Consider the following 17,694-nt stretch of genomic DNA (forward strand, 5'->3'; position numbering starts at 1 on the left):
ACCATGCAGACGCAGATACCGGAACTGCAGGCGCGCGACGTCGGCTTCCGTTACAAGGGCCACCAGGCGCTCAAGTCGATCAACCTGGACATCGCGGCCAAGCAGATCACCGCCATCATCGGCCCGTCCGGATGCGGCAAGTCCACGCTGCTGCGCATCTTCAACCGCATCTACTCGGAATACCCGGGGCTGGAAGCGACCGGCGAGATCCTCATGGACGGGGAGAACATCCTCGATCCCAAGTACTCGCTGAGCCGCCTGCGCAGCACCATCGGCATGGTGTTCCAGAAGCCGGTGCCCTTCCCGATGTCGATCGCCGACAACGTCGCCTACGGCATCCGTCACCACGAGCGCCTGTCCCGCGTGGAGCTGCAGGATCGCGTCGAGCAGGCCCTGCGCGGTGCGGCGCTGTGGGATGAGGTCAAGGACAAGCTCAACCAGAGCGCCCTGGGTCTCTCCGGCGGTCAGCAGCAGCGCCTGTGCATCGCCCGCACCATCGCCCTGCGTCCGCGGGTGCTGCTGCTGGACGAGCCGACCTCGGCCCTGGACCCCATCTCCACCGCACGCATCGAGCAGCTGCTGGCCGAACTCAAGCAGGAGTTCACCGTGGTCATCGTCACCCACAACATGCAGCAGGCGGCGCGCTGCTCCGATGTCACCGCCTTCATGTACCTGGGTGAGCTGATCGAAGTGGACAAGACCGACAAGATCTTCACCAAGCCGGACAAGAAGCAGACCGAGGACTACATCACCGGTCGCTTCGGCTGACGCTTACGCCGGCTCTCGGCAAGGCCACTCCCCGGAGTGGCCTTTTTCATGGTCGGCCGAAAACGGCAGCCAGGGCCCTGGTCGTGGCTCTCCATCCCGCTGCGCAGTGAAGCTGTCCCGGATACATGAAGCTTCGGTTAAATTTCGCTTTAGATTCAATTACTTGAATTAAAACCTTTATCTGCCTGCAAGCAAAACGACATCTCTTCTGCCGAGACTGACCCAGCGTTGTGACGGGCTGCACCGCCAGCCACCACCCCTGGATTGTCTTGAAAGGAGATCTGCCGATGTCTGTTAACCCTTATCGATTCACGGCGCTGTTCTCGGGCGTGCTCCTGGCCACCTGCTCGGCCGCCGCGAGTGCCGCTGTCGATGAGAAGCTGCTCGACATGCTCAAGGCCAACGGCTCCATCACCCCCGCCCAGTACAGCGAATTGCGCGGCGATCTGCAGCAGGAGCAGCAGGCGCGCGCCGCCCAGGTCGCCCAGCAGCAGAAGACCTCCGACTTCGAGAAGAAACTGGCCTGGGCCGCCAAGACCCAGATCAAGGGCGATGTGCGGGTGCGCCATGAGAGCATCGACATCAGCGGCGAGCCGGACAACGGTCGCGACCGGGACCGCCAGCGTATCCGGGCGCGACTGGGCGCCTACAGCGAGATCAATCCGCAGGTGGACACCGGCATCCGCATCGCCACCGGCGGCGGCGACGACGCCCGCTCCACCAATCAGGACCTCAACGGCTACTTCAACAAGAAGCAGCTCTGGCTGGATCAGGCCTACATCGACTACCACCCCACGGCGCTGCCGAATCTGCACTTGGTGGGTGGCAAGATGGGCCAGCAGTGGGTCAGCACCGGCGACGTCATCTGGGACGCCGACATCAACCCCGAAGGCCTGGCCGGCACCTACAGGTACGACCTGGGCGGCGGCGCCGAGCTGTTCGGCAGCACCGGCTACTATGTACTCAAGGACAATGTCGACGGCGAGGGCTATGAGTTCAAGCACGACCTGCGCCTCTACGCCGGCCAGCTGGGCAGCCGCTTCAACCTGGGCGATGCCGCCAAGCTGATGGTCGGCGGTAGCGTCTACGCCTACGACAAGGACCAGGACAGCACCTGCCCGACCACCGGTTCGGTCACCTCGCCCTGCGCCCTGGCGGTCAATGGCAACACCACCGATCGCTTCCAGCTCTACGAGGGCTTCGCCCAGCTGGACCTGACCAAGCTATGGGTGCCGCTGTCCTTCTATGGCCAGTACGTGGTCAACGACAAGGCCGACGACGGCGAGGACACCGCCTGGCTGGTGGGCGCCAAGACCAAGCTGATGCAGCGGGTCGGGCTGGAATACAACTACCGCGATGTCCAGCGCAACGCCGTGGTGGGCGCCTTCACCGACTCCGACTTCGGCAACGGCTCGACCGGCGCCCGCGGCCACAAGCTCAAGCTCGGCTACGACATCGACAAGAACTTCGGCGTCGGCCTGACCTACTTCCTCGCCGAGTCCGACACCGCCAGTCGCTTCCGCCGCGACGCCGACGTCAAGACCCTGCAGCTGGACCTGGAAGCCAAGTTCTAACCACGGCCTCAGGTCGTGCTCCGCTTGAACCGCCCTCGGGCGTTCTTTTTTGCCGGTCCGCTGGGGCGTTGGGCTTCGCTGCGCTCAAGCCGACCTACGAAAGCTAACCCGCCGGTTGGATTGAGACGGCTCTATCATCGAAGCCAACAGCCCAAGCCACTCGAGCATTCAACGCTCCACCCTGATCTCCACCAGCTTGCCGTCGATGAACTTGAGGTGACGCGCGGCGCCGTTCTCCGGGGCATAGGTCCAGAATTGGGTTTCGGCGGCATTGAATTTGGGGACGTTGTTGTTGCGCAGCGCCGGGGGATTGATCTTGCGCTCGGCCGGGGCGCCGCAGGCGGCCAGCACCTGTTCGACGCTGTCGCCTTCCTCGACGAGACGCTGGCCGCAGCGCAGGCTGGCCTGGGCGAGGAGGGGAAAGAGCAGGGCGATAGGCAGCAGTTGACTAGTGCGCATCGAACCTCCAACGGGTTGCGGCAATGGTCGTTACCTTGAGCCTAGCTGTTATCGCGGGGCTAGGGCGCTTTGGTAAAGCCACGACTCAGATAGCGCGAACCGGCCAGGCCGAAGCGCCAGGGCACCTCGCGTGCGCGACTGATGCCGATGCGCGGGCCTGCGATCACTGTTGCTTCGCCAGCGGCCGGCTCCAGCAGGAAGGGCGGCTCGGCCAGCGGCAGGCCATCGTGACTACCGTCGATGGCCAGGGCCTGGCACAGCCGGCCAGGACCGGCGCACAGCAGGCGATCGGCCAGGCCACCGCGGCGTTCGCGCATCGCTTCCAGCCCCCACAGCGGTTCCAGCGCGCGGATCAGCACGCCGGCGCCATGACCGGCCTCGCGGCAGACCAGGTTGAAGCACCAATGGATGCCATAGGAGCGATAGACATAGGCATGGCCGGGCGGGCCGAACATGGCGCGGTTGCGTGGGGTGGGGCCGGAAAAGCTGTGGGAGGCCGGGTCTTCGCCGTCGTAGGCCTCGGTCTCGACGATGAGGCCACCGACGCCCGCGACCCTGAGCGTCGCGCCGATCAGTTGGCGGGCGACCTCCTCCACCGGGCGGGTGAAATCCAGGTCGCTCACGCCTCGGGCTCCGGCTCTTCGAGGATCAGCGCGGCATGCACCATGGCCAGGTGGCTCAGGCCCTGGGGAAAGTTGCCCAGCGCTGCGCCATCACGGGGATCGCGCATCTCGGTCATCAGGCCAACGCCATTGAGACTGGCGGCCAGCACCTCGCGCATCAGTTCGCGCGCCTGGTCCACCTCGCCCAGCACGGCATGGGCCTCGACCATCCAGTAGGAACAGGCGAGAAAGGCCCCTTCTTCCCGTTCGGCACCGCTGTAGCGATAGACCAGCGGACCGCGGGCCAGCTCGCGGCGAATGGCGGCCAGGGTGCTCACCGAACGCTCACCACCGTCGAAGCCGAAGCGGATGCCGAGCAGCAGTCCGGCGTCCAGGCGTTCGGTTCCGGCATAGAAGGTATAGGCTTGCTTGCGCTCGCTCCAGCAATGCACGTTGACCCAGTCGCGGATGCGATCGCGCTCGCGCTCCCAGCGGCCACACATGGCGTCGGGGATGTGGCCGTCGCGAGCCAGGGTCACGGCGCGATCCAGGGCGAACCAGCAGCCCAGCTTGGACAGGGTGTAGTGTCGCTCTTCGGGCAACTCCCACATGCCCGCGTCCGGTTGGCGCCAGCCATCGGCGCAGAGATTGGCCAGGTCGGTGAGCAGGCTGGCGGTGGCGAAATCCAGCACATGGCCCTTGCTGGCATAGAGGCGAAAGGTCTCCAGCAGATCGCCATAGAGACTCAGCTGGCACTGGGCGCTGGCGCGATTGCCGACGCGCACCGGCTGGGAATCGCGGTAACCGGGGACGGGGATGGTACGCTCCGCCGGCGCCAGTTCGCCTTGCAGGGTGAAGCAGGTGTGCAGGCGATTGCCGTGGCGGCGGATGACGTTCTGGATCCAGGCCAGGGCCGCCTGGGCCTCGCCGAGGGCACCCAGGCGCAGGAAGGCCTTGATGGTAAAGACCGCATCGCGCACCCAGGCGTAGCGGTATTCGTAGTTCTTGTCGCCGCCGATGCGTTCCGGCAGCGAGGTGGTGGCCGCGGCGACGATGGCGCCGGTAGGGGAGTAGAGCAAGAGCTTGAGAGCCAGCGCGGAGCGCTTCACCTCGCTGAGGAACTCGCCCCGGTAGGCGAAGCCCTGGGCCCATTCGCGCCAGGCCTGGTCACTGCGGTCGATACGCTGGTCCACCTCGTCCAGCGAGGGCACCACCAGGGGTTCGTTCTCGGTCGCGGTCAAGGCCAGGACACTGCGTTGCCCGGCTTCGAGCACCAGGCGCGCCACCAGCCGGCGGTCGTCGCACTGGAGGATTTCCAGTCGCTCGCAATAGCGCAGGGTGGCCATCACGCCATCGACGTGCATGACCTCGCCATTGGGGGTGCTGCGCATCCAGGGCGAGACGGTCTGGCCCTGGGTTCCGGGTACCAGTTCGATGCGCAGCTCGACCCGTCCGGAAAGGCCTTCCACCCGGCGACCTAGTTCGCACCAGGGCAGGCGACCGGCCGAACCGCTGTTAAGCGATTCGGTGAGGCGCACGCTGCCGTCAGCGGTGTGAAAGCAGGTTTCCAGTACATTGCTATCTTCCCGGTAGGCCCGCTCGACGCGATAGTCGGCCACCGGAGCGATCGAAAAGAAACCGCCTGCCGGAGCATCCAGCAGGCGGTCGAACAGTGGGGCGGAATCCATGTTGGGCACGCACCACCAGTCCAGCGAGCCGTCCGGCGCCACCAGGGCGACCGAACGGCCATCAGACAGGGCGGCATAGCCCGCCAGGGGCGCGTAGCCCTCCTGGCGCGCGGGATCGAAGGCCGCCACGGCCGTCAGCCCATGCCTCCCGTGGCGCCATAGACCTCGCCGGTCACATAGCTCGATTCCTGGGAGGCCAGCAGCACATAGATGGGCGCCAGTTCCGCCGGCTGCCCGGGACGCTTGAACACCGTTTCGCCGCCAAAAGTGGGGATCTTTTCCTGGGGCTGGCCACCGCTGGGCTGTAGCGGCGTCCAGAAGGGGCCGGGGGCCACGGCGTTGACGCGGATGCCCTTGCTGGCGACCTGCTTGGCCAGGGCCTTGGTGAAGTTGGTGATGGCCGCCTTGGTCGAGGCGTAGTCCAGCAGGAATTCCGAAGGCTGGGTGGCCTGGATCGAAGTGGTGTTGATGATGGCGGCCCCGGCCGGCAGATGCGGCAGCGCGGCCTTGCACAGCCAGAACAGGGCGTAGACGTTGGTCTTGTAGGTGGCGTCGAACTGCTCGGTGGTCAGCTCGGCGATGTCCTGCACGGCGGTCTGCTTGCCGGCCACGTTGACCAGAATGTCGAGGCCGCCCAGGGCCTCCTTGGCCTTGCTCACCAGTTGGATGCAGAAGGTTTCGTCCTTCAGGTCACCGGGTATGCAGACAGCCTTGCGGCCCTCGGCTTCCACCAGCCTGACCACTTCCTGGGCGTCGGCTTCTTCCTCGGGCAGGTAGTTGAGCACCAGATCGGCACCCTCCCGGGCATAGGCGATGGCCGTGGCTCGACCGATCCCCGAATCCGCGCCGGTGATCAGCGCCTTGCGCCCGGCCAGACGACCGAAGCCTTTGTAGCTGGTTTCGCCATGATCGGGACGTGGCTCCATGACCTGGGCCAGACCCGGAGCCTCCTGGGGCTGCTTGGGAAATTCGGGCTGGGGATACTGGGTGAGGGGGTTCTGCATGGCGTATTGGTTGTCGCTGGACATGACATCTCCTGAAAGGGGCCAAAGGGCGCCCGTTTGGCATCTTTTCGATGACGTTCAAGGAAATGGAGCAGCAGGGCGCGGGAGAGGTTCCCGCCAGTCGATGAGGGATGTATCGGGCAGGACAGCTTTCTTACCTCGCTTTTACCCAGGGCTACGCCTTTTCCGGCCGCTCTGGCGTCCAATGACGGCGAGAGGGGAAGGGCCCTTCTGGAGCGGAGACAATCGCAATGATGAAGAGCTTCAAGGTGGCCGTGCTGGCGGCCCTGTTGTCCCTGTCCGGATGCTGGCTGTTCATGCCACCGTCCGGTGGGGGGGGCATGGCGGCCAGGGTGGGCCAGGGGGCGGCCCGCAGCAGAGGGTACCGCGCTAGCCGTCTCGCCTCAGGCGTCGAGCGGCTCCAGCCGCAGGGCGACGCCGGTTCGTTGCAGGGTGAGGATATCCGCCTCGCGACAGCCGATCAGGCGACCTTCGGCGGTGCGCAGCTGGTCGTCTTCCAGCTGGGCATAGGACTCTGGTTGCTTACCATCCCCGGCGACCATGATGTACAGCTGCCCGCACAGCAACTGGCCAGCCAGACGGCCATCGTCCAGGCCGATCAGGCGATAGCTGCGGCGGGCATCGTAGGTGAAGCGCATGGGAGCATCCCTTCAGGTGTTTCAGCTCAGAGCCGCGCTGGCGCGCAATGTTCAATTGCGAACATCGGCGCGCCGGGTCGGCAGCTCCATAGCCGCGCCGAAAGCCTACCCCGCGCAGGGGCGAGGGGCAGGCTGACCGCCGGTCGGAAGTTTCCTGAACGGCCGATCAATAACGGAATTGCGCCACCAGGCCCTGGAACGAGGTGGCCAGTCGCGACAGCTCCTGGCTGGAGGCGGCGGTCTGCTGGGCCCCGGTAGCGGTCTGGGTGGACAGGTCCTGGATGTTGACCAGGTTGCGATCCACTTCGCGGGCGACCTGGGCCTGTTCCTCGGCGGCGCTGGCGATCACCAGGTTGCGCTCCTCGATCTGGGCGACCCCGGCAGCAATGCGGTCCAGGGCTTCGCCTGCCCGGTTGGCGCGCTCCTGGGTGCTGTCGGCCAGGGCCTGGCTCTTGTGCATGGCGCCCACCGCTTCCTCGGCGCTGCTGCGCACGGCACTCATCATGCGTTCGATCTCGCCGGTGGACCCCTGGGTGCGATGGGCCAGGGCGCGGACCTCGTCCGCTACCACGGCGAAGCCGCGGCCCTGTTCGCCCGCCCGGGCGGCTTCGATGGCGGCATTGAGCGCCAGCAGGTTGGTCTGCTCGGCGATCCCGCGAATCACCTCCAGCAGCTTGCCGATCTCGCGTACCTGGCCTTCCAGGGTCTGCACCTTCTGGGTCGAATCGGTGATCTCGCCGGTCATCACCGCCATGGCCTGAGCGGCCTGTTGCACCTGCTCGCGACCTTGCTGGGCTTCGCGGCTGGTGTCCTGGGAGGCGGTGGAGGTGGAGGCGGCATTGCGCGCTACCTCTTCCACGGCGGCGGTCATCTGGTTGACGGCGGTGGCGGCCTGCTGCACCTCATCGTGCTGGCGGACCTGGCCACGCGAGCTCTCTTCGGTCACCGCGTGCAATTCCTCGGCGGCCGCGGCGAGTTGGCTGGAAGCACCGGCCATCTGTTGTACCGTGTCTTTCAGGCTGCGCTGCATGCCACCGAGGGCCTGCAGCAACTGTCCGGCTTCGTCGCGGCGGCTGCTCTGGATCGGCAGGGTCAGATCGCCTTGGGCGACGCGTTCGGCGCTGCCTACTGCCTGGCGGATCGGCGTGACGATCATCCGGGTGATGACGATGCCCAGCGCCAGGGCGCAGAGCGTGGCCAGTAGCAGACCCAGAGACAGTGCCCAGAACGCCTGCTTGTAGGCAGCATGCGCAGCGTCGCCGGCTTCGGCACTCTGGCGCTTGTTGGATTGCATCATGATCTTGAACGAGGCCATGGTCTTGCGATAGGTGGGTTGCACCTGCTCGTTCAACAGCTTGGCGGCGCCGGCTACGTCCTTGGCGGCCAGGCGCGCCAGGATGGCGTCGGTACCGGCGATATAGCTCTTCCAGTCCTGCTCGAAGGCATCACCGGCCTGCTTTTCATCGGCCTGCAGCGGCGTGGTGCGATAGGCGGCGAAGGGTTTCTCGGCATCGGCCTGGTTGTCGCGCAGGGAGGCGATGACGGCCTGCTGGTCGCTCTGGGGCGCATCGCCGTAGGCCATGGACAGCACGCGGAACAGATCGCGGTTGTGGCCGATGACATTGCTCTTGGCATCGTTGAGCAGGCTGATGGAGAGCAGCGTGTCGCCCAGCACGTTATCCAGCTGGGCATTGACGCTGCGGATGCCGCTCAGGCCGACGGCGCCGATGCCTAAGGTGATGGCCGTGCACAGGCCGAAGGCCACGGCGAGTTTCTTCGCCAGCGCCAGATTGTTGAACCAGACCATGGAGCCTTCCTTTCTGCGAGGTGGGTATCAGCCAAGTTGCGCTGGATACCCTCGCTATCGGCACCAACAGTCCGACCTTTAGGTGGCCCCGAGTCGTCCGAATCCGCCTTCAACCGCGCCCATAGAGACCATCGAGCAGCCGATTGGCCATCAGGGCCTCTTCCAAAGTGGCCAGCTCTGGCCGCGGCTGGCCGAGCACCTGATCGAACACCGCCTGGGCGCCCTGGGGCACGCCGGGGGCCACCCCCTCGGCCAGCACCTGCCGATGTCCCTCGGCGTCGTGCAGCACCAGGCGCCCCGCGGAGAGCTCCAGGGTTCCCTCGCTACCGTCCAGCCGAATGGCCAGCCGCGAACCGCGCAGGGTGGCGCTGGCCCGTAGATGAATCGGCAGGCCACCGGCCTGGAGCAGGGCCTCGCCGCCATGATCCAGCGGCCAGCGCGGATCACGGTCCAGCCGGCTATGGGCGACCGTCAGGGCCTCACCGCATAGCCAGGCGCTGAAATCCAGCAGGTGCACGGCCAGATCGCCAAAGGCGCCATAACCCATGCGACGCTCGTCCAGGTGCGCCGGCCAGTCGCTGAGCCAGCCCTCCAGCAGCCCCGGGTGGCCGGCGGTGAGCGACAGGTGACCGAGGCTGCCGATGGCGCCGTCGCGCGCGAGCTGGCGCAACAGCTGCAGGGCCGGGTCGGTGCGCAGATAGAAGCCGCTGAAGCAGGAGCGTCCGGCGAGCTGCTCGGCCAGGGCGGTGGCACGGGCGGCCGAGACGGCCAGCGGCTTTTCCACGAAAAGATGACGGGTCCGAGGGAGCAGGGTGGTCACCGCCGCCTCGTGATCCTCGATGGCGGTGGTGACGAAGGCCAGGTCCACCTCGGGCAACCGGGCGAAGTCATCCACTACCGGCAGACCCTGAGGGGCAGCGAGGCGCCGGGCGCGAGCGGGATCCCGTTCGCTGGCCACGGCCACCACCCGCACCCGCGGATCGGCCAGGCTGGTATCCAGGTAATCCTGGGCGTGGATCTGTTCGCAACCGACGATGGCGACGCTGAGCATGACGAGGGATCCTCTAACGGCAACTGTTCCGTTATGGACCCCGCGTGCGCCGCTAAGCTTCCCCGATCAGACCGGCTGGTAGGCCTTGCCGAAACGGTTGGCCAGGAAGGCCTCCATGTCCACCTGTTCCTGGGCGATGAAGCCACGCTGCGGCAGCTTGCCTTCGCGGAACAGGTCCAGGGCAGTGCAGATGCCGGCGGCGGTGGTGATCTGGATGGCGCTGGTCAGGCGACCATCGCGCTCGGCGGCGAAGATCTTGCGGCTGAACACCTCCTGCACCAGCTTGCCGCCGCGCATCCCGCTGACGGTGACGAACACCAGCACCACGTCCTGCATGGTGGTGGGCACGGCGCCGCGCAGGATGTTCTTGAGCTGCTCCTGGTCACCGGCCAGGCGCAGGTCTTCCAGCAGGAACTTCATCAGGTCGCGGTGACCGGGATAGCGCACGGTCTTGTAGTCCAGGGTTTCCACTTGGCCCTGCAAGGTCTCGCAGAGGGTGCCCAGGCCGCCCGAGGTGTTGAAGGCCTCGTATTCCACGCCGTCCAGGGAAAAGTGCTCCAGGCCTTCCAGCGGCTGCACCAGTTGCAGCTCGCCGTTACGCACGGCTTCGCAAGGGTGGCAGTACTCGTTGACCAGGCCGTCGACGCTCCAGGTCAGGTTGTACTTCAGGGCATTGGTGGGGAATTCCGGCAGGGCACCGACACGCATCTTCACTTCGCGCACGCTGTCGAAGCGCTTGGCCAGGGAGTGGGCGGCGATACCGATGAAGCCGGGCGCCAGACCGCACTGGGGCATGAAGGCATTGCTCGCGCCCTCGGCCAGTTGGCGGATGGTCTTGGTCGCCTTGACGTCTTCGGTCAGGTCGAAATAGTGGGTGTTGGTGGCCTTGGCCGCCTGGGCCACGGGAATCGCCAGGTGGTAGGGCAGGGCATTGAGCACCACGTCCTGGTCGTCCAGGGCCGCGGCCAGGGCGCTGGCGTCGGCGGTATCCAGGGTGCGGGTCTGCACGCCCAAGGCAGCGATGGCTGCCAGGGCCCGTTCGTCACGATCCGCCACCATCACCTGGTAGTCGCCACTGGCGTGCAGCAATTGCGAAATGGTGTAGCCGATATGGCCGGCGCCGAGCAGGGTGACTTTCATGGCGGGATCCTCCGTGGTTGAGGCTCCAGCTTAGAAAGCGGCGCTGCCAGATGTGAGCGTCAGAGCGTCGAATCGTTGCGCTTTATTTGACGGATCGTCATGCTTTTCGTCGTTTCGACGAGACGTGTCGTGGCTAACCCGAGTTGCCGGCCCAACAGGCTATCGATGTCTCCGTAGGACGGCCCTATCGTCGAAGCCCAACATGGCGAGCCCCGATGCGATGTTGGGCCTCGCTGCGCTCGACCCAACCTACCGCGCACCGGCATGGCCGCGACCGGCGCTGTATAGGATCGGCACCACGGCTGTACTCACTCCCTACCCCGGCACCACCCGCAACAGCTGACCGTCCTCACCATCGGTGAGCAGCCAGAGATTGCCGTCCGGTCCGCTGCGCACGTCACGCAGACGCTGGTTCAGCTCCCGGAACAAGAGCTCTTGCGGGCCGGGCAGGCCGTTCACCAGCGGTATCCGCCGCACCGATTTCTCTCGCAGCGCCGCCACGAACAGGCTGCCGCGCCAGGCGGGAAAGCCCTGGCCGTCGTACCAGGTCAGGCCGGCGGGTGCGATGGAGGGCGTCCACTCCAGCAGGGGCGGGGTGATGCCCGGCAAATCCCGAAAGGGCGAGATGCGCGCGCCGGTGTAGTCCACGCCGCCGGTGGTCAGCGGCCAGCCGTAGTTGGCACCGCTGCGGATCAGATTGAGTTCGTCGCCGCCCTTGGAGCCGTGCTCGTGCTCGTACAGTGCCTGCCGTTCGGCCACCCAGACCAGGCCCTGGGGATTGCGATGGCCGAGGCTGTAGATCTCCGGCAAGGCGCCAGGACGATCGAGGAAGGGATTGTCCGCCGGCACCTGGCCGTCGCGGGTGATGCGCACGATCTTGCCTAGATGGGTATCCAGTCGCTGGGCATCGGTGCGCTCCACGTTGCCGTCACCCAGGGCGATGGCCAGGGTGCCGTCTCCAAGCCAGGCCATCCGCGCCCCGAAGTGCTGCCCGAAGGCCTTGGCCGGCTGGCTGGTGAACAATGGCTGGACGTCCTGCAGGCGTCCGCCATTCAGCCGTGCGCGTACCACCCTGAGGTGATTGGCCTGGCGCGTGCCTGTCGCATAGGAGAGATAGATCAGCGGGTTGCGAGCGAAATCCGGGTCCGGCAGCACCTCGAACAGACCGGCCTGGCCTTCGTTGTACAGGTCGGGTAGTCCGTCCAGGGCCTGCGCCTGTAGCCTGAGGCGGCCGTCTCCGTCCGGCACCAGCAGACGCAAGCGCCCGGCACCCTCCGCCAGGAGCGCCCGGCCATCGGGCAGGAAGGCCAGCGACCAAGGGCGGTCCAGCCCGGTCGCCACCGTCTCGATCCGATAGGCCGGCGCCGCCAATACCAGCGGCGCCGCCAGCAGGGCCAGCCATGCCAGCCAGGCCCAGCGGCCGGAAGCTTTAGGTAACGCTTGAGGTCTGTTCCGGGTACCCGCTTTCGCTAGCATCTGCTTCTCTCCAAGGGATCATCCGACCATGCCTCAACCGCTCTGGCGCGCCCTGTTGCGAGCGCGTACCCTGCTGGCGTTCGCCGCGGCCCTGCTGCTGACCACCGCCTGGGGTAGCCTGGTGCAGACCCAGTACAACCTGGCCGCCCTCCAGGGACTCGGCCAGCCGATCGACCTGGTCACCCGCTGGCGGACCTCGCTGGAGGATCTGCTGGGCTTCGGACCCGTCTATGCCGTGATCGTGCTCGCCGCCTGGTTACCAGCCTTTGCCGCGGCCCTCTGGCTCGGTCGTCACGGTGGTGCCTATCGCGCCTGCCTGCTGCCGCTGGCCAGCAGCCTCAGCCTGATCGCCGCCATCCGCTCGATCGACGCCTTCGCGCCCATGCCGGTGCTCATCTATGCCACGCGCACCCTGGAGGGGCTGCTGGCGATGGCCGTGGGTGGGCTGCTCGGCGGGCTGCTGTTCATCTGGCTGGCGCGCTCGGTGATCCCGCGCTAGGGAAGGACGCTCAGGACGAGGTCAGCTTCATCAGCACCAGCCCGCTGACGATCAGCGCGGCGGCCAGGATGCGCAGCGGACTCGCCGCCTCGCCCAAGACCAGGATGCCGACCATGAACGCACCGATCGCGCCGATACCGGTCCAGATCGTATAGGCGGTGCCCAGCGGCAGGCTGCGCATGGAGATCGACAGCAGCGCCACGCTGGCCACCATGGCGACCCCGGTGATGATCGTTGGCGTGAGGCGGGTGAAGCCCGCGGACTGCTTCATGTAGAACGCCCAGACCACTTCGAGCAGTCCCGCGCACACCAGATAGAACCAAGCCAACGACGGCCTCCTGTGGCACCGGGCCGTCCCGGAACGCTGCCCACCGATCGGCGGGGTCGTCCCCGTGGGCCAAGAGAAAAAGGGCAGCAAGCTCCCTCGCCGCCTGATCGGCCCCCTTATCCTAGCCGTTCATGGCCGCGCCTTTCGACCCGACCTGGCAGGCGCTATCCACCAACCGCTAGCGCGGCTGGCAGATCTGCGTGGCGATTCTGTCGAATTCCCGATCGAAACTGGCTCGCTCGGCCGCGCTGAGAAAGCCCTGCTGCCTGACCAGGTCATCGGTCTGGCTGCGCACCGCGGCGATGCGCTCGCTGAAGGCGGTCGCCTGTTCCTGATCGATCCGCCGCGCCTTGCGCGCCGTGCTCACATCCGCCAAGAGCACATTGGCGCGCAGCGAGACATGTGCCTGCCGCGGATCGGTGATGGCGCCGCTCAGCTCGCCCGGAAGTTCACGCTGCTGGTGCAGATTGCAGCTCGGCAAACCGAGATCGTTCTGGCGAATCGGCTCGCGGGTACAGGCGCCCAAGGCGAGGGGCAGCAGCAACAGGGGAATCAGGGATTTCATCCAGGTCTCCTCGGGGTGGCCGTAGTGGAGACCTTGAGAGCCTAGGGCGGGCGCTTCGTTCAAGCAGGGCTCTACGCCGGGCCTTGGCAAACGCCTTGAGGCGACCCTGTTCCTAGTCGTCCCGCCGCGCTTGCCGCTCCAGCGCCACCAGCTGCAGCCGCGCCTCGTCGGCCACCGGGCCTCTGCCCACCGCGCTGCTCTGCAGCAGCGACAGATTCAGGGAGTGCGCGGCTGCCTCTATCCCTGGACGAATGGCATGGCCGGCCTGAGCCAGGGCGGTGTCTTCGGTCAGGAGCGGAGCGGCGAGAAAGAGGGTGACCGAGCTGGTCAGGAGGTATCTCATGAGGCGTCCTTGCGGGTTGATCACCAGGGTATCGGCATCCGGCCGGCTGGTTGAGCGGGTCTAGGGAGCAGAGCTTAGATCAGAATCGCAGGGGTGGTAGTGATAATGGTCAGACAAATTACGCCGGCGATCTGGCGAACTCCCGTCACGAACGGTCTTCACATCTCAGCAAGACCATGAGAAACCACCAGAAACAGCAAAGCCCGCGCGATGGCGGGCTTTGTTGAGGTTCACGCGACGGTGAACGGGAGATGGCGCACTCGGCGGGATTCGAACCCACGACCCCTGCCTTCGGAGGGCAGTACTCTATCCAGCTGAGCTACGAGTGCAGCGATTCGGTGACGCTGAATCGGTCGCCATCATACTCATCTTGCCCCCGACCGTCCATGCCCGGATGCACGATGTTGTTGATTTTGAACGACTGTTTCGCGGGACGTGGCGAGGGCTGCATAAACAAGGAGGAGGGCCGCGCGAAAACCGCTCCGGCGCTCTTGCGCGGGGGTTCAATATTCTCCTAGGATGCGTTCAATATTTCGAACGCCATAGCGGTTCGGACGTTGCTCGAGCGGGCACTGAACGGTGGCGATGCCAGCGTTTCCAGGCCTGACCCTATCGCAGGCGCAGGGGTGTCATGCCCTTGCTTCCGGCCCTTTCAGCCAAGGAGACCGTAATGCAGCTCAAAGACGCTTCCCTGTTTCGCCAGCAAGCCTATGTCGACGGTGCCTGGATCGACGCCGACAGCGGTGCCACCGTCACCGTGGACAACCCGGCCACCGGCGAGACCCTGGGCACCATTCCCAAGCTCGGCCGCGCCGAGACCAAGCGCGCCATCGACGCCGCCAACCGCGCCCTGCCGGCCTGGCGTGCGCTGACCGCCAAGGAGCGTTCGGCCAAGCTGCGGCGCTGGTACGAGCTGATGATCGAGAACCAGGATGACCTGGGCCGGCTGATGACCCTGGAGCAGGGCAAGCCGCTGGCCGAGGCCAAGGGCGAGATCGCCTATGCTGCCTCCTTCATCGAATGGTTCGCCGAGGAAGCCAAGCGCATCTATGGCGACACCATCCCCGGCCACCAGGCCGACAAGCGCATCCTGGTGATCAAGCAGCCCATCGGCGTCACCGCCGCCATCACGCCGTGGAATTTTCCCACCGCGATGATCACCCGCAAGGCCGGTCCGGCCCTGGCCGCCGGTTGCACCATGGTGATCAAGCCCGCCAGCCAGACCCCGTACTCGGCCCTGGCCCTGGTCGAACTGGCCGAGCGCGCCGGCATTCCCAAGGGCGTGCTGAGCGTGGTCACCGGTTCCGCCGCCGAGATCGGCGCCGAGCTGACCGAAAGCCCCATCGTGCGCAAGATCTCCTTTACCGGCTCCACCGAGATCGGTGCCAAGCTGATGGAGCAGAGCGCGCCCACCATCAAGAAGCTGTCGCTGGAGCTGGGCGGCAACGCGCCCTTCATCGTCTTCGATGACGCTGACCTGGACAAGGCCGTGGAAGGCGCCATCGCCTCCAAGTACCGCAATGCCGGGCAGACCTGCGTCTGCGTCAACCGCCTCTATATCCAGGACGGCGTGTACGACGCCTTCGCCGAGAAATTCAAGGCCGCGGTGGCCAAGCTCAAGGTCGGCAATGGCCTGGAAGAGGGCGTCACCATCGGCCCGCTGATCGACGCCAAGGCCGCGGCCAAGGTAAAGGAGCACATCGACGACGCCGTGAGCCAGGGCGCCAAGGTCATCGCCGGCGGCAAGGCCCACGCCAACGGTGGCAGCTACTTCGAGCCGACCATCCTGGCCGACGTGCCCAAGAGCGCCAAGGTGTCCAAGGAAGAGACCTTCGGCCCGCTGGCGCCGCTGTTCCGCTTCAAGGACGAGGCCGAGGTCATCGAGCTGGCCAACGACACCGAATTCGGCCTGGCCTCCTACTTCTATGCCCGCGACCTGTCCCGCGTGTTCCGCGTGGCCGAGGCGCTGGAGTACGGCATGGTCGGCATCAACACCGGCCTGATCTCCAACGAGGTCGCCCCCTTCGGTGGCGTCAAGGCCTCGGGCCTGGGCCGTGAAGGCTCCAAGTACGGCATCGAGGAATACCTGGAGATCAAGTATCTCTGCCTGGGCGTCTGATCCCGTCCGTTGGGCTTCGCTGCGCTCGACCCAACCTACCAACACCCGTAGGTTGGGCTGAGACGTCTCCACCGTCGAAGCCCAACAGGGCTGGCCCGCTTCAACGTATCCCCCGGCGCGGACGCCGGGCCGTTGGCAGTCGATCATCGTATGCTGCCCGGAATCCGGTCCGCGCCTTTCCCGTAGCCGGCCGCCACGATGAGCGGCCATCGAGGACTGCAATGAGCCACACCAATGATTCCCTGATGCACCGCCGCAGCGCCGCCGTCGCCCGTGGCGTCGGCCAGACCCACCCGATCTTCGTCGCCCGCGCGGAGAACGCCAAGGTCTGGGACGTCGAGGGCAACGAGTTTCTGGACTTCGCCGGCGGCATCGCCGTGCTCAACACCGGCCATCTGCATCCGCGCGTGGTGGCGGCCGTGCAGGAACAGCTGACCAAGGTCTCCCACACCTGCTTCCAGGTGCTGGCCTACGAGCCCTATGTCGAGGTCTGCGAAAAGCTCAACGAACTGGTGCCGGGCAATTTCCCCAAGAAGACCGCGCTGTTCAACTCCGGCTCCGAGGCCGTGGAGAACGCAGTCAAGATCGCCCGCGCCGCCACCCAGCGCGCCGGCGTCATCGCCTTCTCCAGCGCCTACCACGGCCGCACCATGATGACCCTGTCGCTGACCGGCAAGGTCGCGCCCTATTCGGCCGGCATGGGCTTGATGCCCGGCGGCGTCTATCGCGCGCTCTATCCCTGCGAACTGCACGGCATCAGCGTCGATGACGCCATCGCCAGCGTCGAGCGCATCTTCAAGAACGATGCGGCCCCTGGCGACATCGCGGCCATCATCCTCGAGCCGGTACAGGGCGAAGGTGGTTTCTATGCCGCGCCCAAGGACTTCATGGAGCGCCTGCGCAAGTTGTGCGACACCCACGGCATCCTCCTGATCGCCGATGAAGTCCAGTCCGGCGCCGGCCGTACCGGGACCTTCTTCGCCATGGAGCAGATGGGCGTCGACGCCGACCTGGTGACCTTCGCCAAGTCCATCGCCGGTGGCTTCCCGCTGTCGGGCGTGACCGGTCGCGCCACGGTGATGGATGCCGTCACCCCCGGTGGCCTGGGCGGCACCTATGCCGGCAGCCCCATCGCCTGCGCCGCGGCCCTGGCGGTGATCGAGACCTTCGAAGAAGAGAAGCTGCTGGACCGCTCCAAGGCCGTGGGTGAACGCCTCACCGCCGGTCTGCGCGAACTGGCCGCCAAACACGCGCAGATCTGCGACGTCCGTGGCCTGGGCGCCATGATCGCCATGGAGCTGGGCAAGGGGGGCGACATCGAGCAGCCCGATGCCGATCTGACCAGCCAGATCGTGGTCCGGGCGCGCCAGAAGGGCCTGATCCTGCTCAGCTGCGGCAGCTACGGCAACGTGCTGCGCATTCTCGTGCCGCTGACCGCCAGCGACGAAGAGCTGGATCGCGGCTTAGCCATTATCGGCGAGTGCTTTGCCGAATTGGCCTGAGTCCTGACCAAACCGCCCTCGCAGAGGGCGGTTTTTCTGTGACGCGCTTGGCATTAAGTTCGCTTTGACACATCATCCGCCGCTTCGCTTTCCTCAAGCAGGAGTGGGTT

Annotated in this window: 17 protein-coding genes and 1 tRNA gene; 5 read left to right on the forward strand and 13 right to left on the reverse strand. The window is 66.1% G+C overall.

Annotation, left to right across the window (positions count from 1 at the left end; translation table 11 throughout):
* The first annotated feature begins 3 nt into the window (after positions 1-3).
* Positions 4-768, forward strand: coding sequence for a phosphate ABC transporter ATP-binding protein PstB (gene pstB / locus RCF34_RS17295; protein WP_017638707.1), 765 nt, complete (start codon positions 4-6; stop codon positions 766-768).
* Between the two features lie 287 nt (positions 769-1,055).
* The gene (locus RCF34_RS17300; protein WP_308709277.1) at positions 1,056-2,342 is read left to right on the forward strand and encodes a putative porin; all 1,287 of its coding nucleotides are present in this window, start codon (positions 1,056-1,058) and stop codon (positions 2,340-2,342) included.
* A 168-nt stretch (positions 2,343-2,510) separates the two neighbouring features.
* Here RCF34_RS17300 and RCF34_RS17305 read toward each other — a convergent pair whose 3' ends face one another.
* The 9 genes from RCF34_RS17305 to RCF34_RS17345 form a co-directional block, all read right to left on the reverse strand.
* A complete protein-coding gene (locus tag RCF34_RS17305; RefSeq protein WP_308709278.1) occupies positions 2,511-2,801 on the reverse strand; it encodes a DUF2845 domain-containing protein in 291 nt (96 codons plus the stop codon).
* Between the two features lie 59 nt (positions 2,802-2,860).
* Positions 2,861-3,424, reverse strand: a complete 564-nt coding sequence (locus tag RCF34_RS17310) for a DNA-3-methyladenine glycosylase (protein WP_308709279.1) — start codon at positions 3,422-3,424, stop codon at positions 2,861-2,863.
* Positions 3,421-5,220 (reverse strand): glycoside hydrolase family 15 protein, encoded by a 1,800-nt coding sequence (locus tag RCF34_RS17315; protein ID WP_308709280.1) that lies wholly within the window; start codon positions 5,218-5,220, stop codon positions 3,421-3,423. The genes RCF34_RS17310 and RCF34_RS17315 overlap by 4 nt, the downstream gene beginning before the upstream one ends.
* A 5-nt stretch (positions 5,221-5,225) precedes the next feature.
* Positions 5,226-6,119 carry an SDR family oxidoreductase gene (locus RCF34_RS17320; protein ID WP_308709281.1) on the reverse strand — a complete coding sequence of 298 codons (894 nt, stop codon included), beginning with the start codon at positions 6,117-6,119 and terminating at the stop codon, positions 5,226-5,228.
* 380 nt (positions 6,120-6,499) lie between these two features.
* A complete protein-coding gene (locus tag RCF34_RS17325) occupies positions 6,500-6,754 on the reverse strand; it encodes a hypothetical protein (RefSeq protein ID WP_308709282.1) in 255 nt (84 codons plus the stop codon).
* A gap of 166 nt (positions 6,755-6,920) precedes the next feature.
* Positions 6,921-8,561: a methyl-accepting chemotaxis protein gene (locus RCF34_RS17330; protein ID WP_308709283.1), complete on the reverse strand. Its 1,641-nt coding sequence runs from the start codon at positions 8,559-8,561 to the stop codon at positions 6,921-6,923.
* A gap of 109 nt (positions 8,562-8,670) precedes the next feature.
* Positions 8,671-9,612, reverse strand: a complete 942-nt coding sequence (locus tag RCF34_RS17335) for a Gfo/Idh/MocA family oxidoreductase (RefSeq protein WP_308709284.1) — start codon at positions 9,610-9,612, stop codon at positions 8,671-8,673.
* 66 nt (positions 9,613-9,678) lie between these two features.
* A complete protein-coding gene (locus tag RCF34_RS17340) occupies positions 9,679-10,752 on the reverse strand; it encodes a saccharopine dehydrogenase C-terminal domain-containing protein (protein ID WP_308709285.1) in 1,074 nt (357 codons plus the stop codon).
* A gap of 315 nt (positions 10,753-11,067) precedes the next feature.
* Positions 11,068-12,228, reverse strand: a complete 1,161-nt coding sequence (locus tag RCF34_RS17345; protein ID WP_308709286.1) for a PQQ-dependent sugar dehydrogenase — start codon at positions 12,226-12,228, stop codon at positions 11,068-11,070.
* A 28-nt stretch (positions 12,229-12,256) separates the two neighbouring features.
* Between RCF34_RS17345 and RCF34_RS17350 the strand changes: the two genes are divergently transcribed.
* Complete coding sequence (locus tag RCF34_RS17350) at positions 12,257-12,727, forward strand: hypothetical protein (RefSeq protein WP_308709287.1); 471 nt, start codon at positions 12,257-12,259, stop codon at positions 12,725-12,727.
* A 10-nt stretch (positions 12,728-12,737) separates the two neighbouring features.
* On the opposite strand, the gene sugE is transcribed toward RCF34_RS17350, so the two are convergent.
* From sugE to RCF34_RS17370, 4 genes are all read right to left on the reverse strand, one after another.
* Positions 12,738-13,055 carry a quaternary ammonium compound efflux SMR transporter SugE gene (sugE, locus tag RCF34_RS17355; RefSeq protein WP_158896176.1) on the reverse strand — a complete coding sequence of 106 codons (318 nt, stop codon included), beginning with the start codon at positions 13,053-13,055 and terminating at the stop codon, positions 12,738-12,740.
* A 178-nt stretch (positions 13,056-13,233) separates the two neighbouring features.
* Positions 13,234-13,620: a hypothetical protein gene (locus RCF34_RS17360; protein WP_308709288.1), complete on the reverse strand. Its 387-nt coding sequence runs from the start codon at positions 13,618-13,620 to the stop codon at positions 13,234-13,236.
* A 112-nt stretch (positions 13,621-13,732) separates the two neighbouring features.
* Positions 13,733-13,963 carry a hypothetical protein gene (locus tag RCF34_RS17365; protein WP_308709289.1) on the reverse strand — a complete coding sequence of 77 codons (231 nt, stop codon included), beginning with the start codon at positions 13,961-13,963 and terminating at the stop codon, positions 13,733-13,735.
* A gap of 252 nt (positions 13,964-14,215) precedes the next feature.
* Positions 14,216-14,292 (reverse strand) — tRNA-Arg (locus RCF34_RS17370).
* Between the two features lie 341 nt (positions 14,293-14,633).
* Here RCF34_RS17370 and gabD point away from each other — a divergent pair.
* Entirely contained in the window at positions 14,634-16,082 is a 1,449-nt protein-coding gene (gene gabD / locus RCF34_RS17375; protein ID WP_308709290.1) for an NADP-dependent succinate-semialdehyde dehydrogenase, read from the forward strand.
* A gap of 221 nt (positions 16,083-16,303) precedes the next feature.
* Complete coding sequence (gene gabT, locus RCF34_RS17380) at positions 16,304-17,584, forward strand: 4-aminobutyrate--2-oxoglutarate transaminase (protein ID WP_308709291.1); 1,281 nt, start codon at positions 16,304-16,306, stop codon at positions 17,582-17,584.
* The last annotated feature ends 110 nt before the right edge of the window (positions 17,585-17,694 follow it).

It is taken from the genome of Pseudomonas sp. 102515 (genome assembly GCF_031085165.1).
Lineage (GTDB): Bacteria > Pseudomonadota > Gammaproteobacteria > Pseudomonadales > Pseudomonadaceae > Chryseomonas.